Raw genomic sequence first — 367 nt, 5'->3', positions numbered from 1 at the left:
ATATGTGCCCCAATGGCGTTTCTTCTTCTTTTAATCATGTCAATGTAGATTACCTATCCCGGTAATTTGATTTGCCTGTTTTTTGAAAGCTTTCAGCTTTGGTCTTCATACCTCTGAGCTTTAAAAGCCCGGTAGTGGAGAATAACGGAGTCGAACCGTTGACCTCCTGCGTGCAAGGCAGGCGCTCTAGCCAGCTGAGCTAATCCCCCAGGATTATTAAAGTAGTCCCGTCCAGATTTGAACTGGAGACCCCTACATTATCAGTGTAGTGCTCTAACCAGGCTGAGCTACGGGACTGTCTGTAAGGCCGCTTTTGGTTAGCGTTAGTATATTACCGCTACCGCTTCCTTTTGCTTACCTAGTCGTC

2 tRNA genes are annotated in these 367 nt (G+C 46.6%); both read right to left on the bottom strand.

Features of this window, described 5'->3' with window-relative positions:
* Window positions 1–135 precede the first annotated feature (135 nt).
* Window positions 136–209: transfer RNA gene (locus ASG05_RS15630), tRNA-Ala, on the bottom strand.
* A gap of 13 nt (window positions 210–222) precedes the next feature.
* Window positions 223–297 (bottom strand) — tRNA-Ile (locus ASG05_RS15625).
* Between the last annotated feature and the right edge of the window lie 70 nt (window positions 298–367).

It is taken from the genome of Frigoribacterium sp. Leaf186 (assembly GCF_001423905.1).
Taxonomy (GTDB): Bacteria; Actinomycetota; Actinomycetes; order Actinomycetales; family Microbacteriaceae; genus Frigoribacterium.
This window is presented reverse-complemented; position numbering and strand designations above follow the sequence as displayed.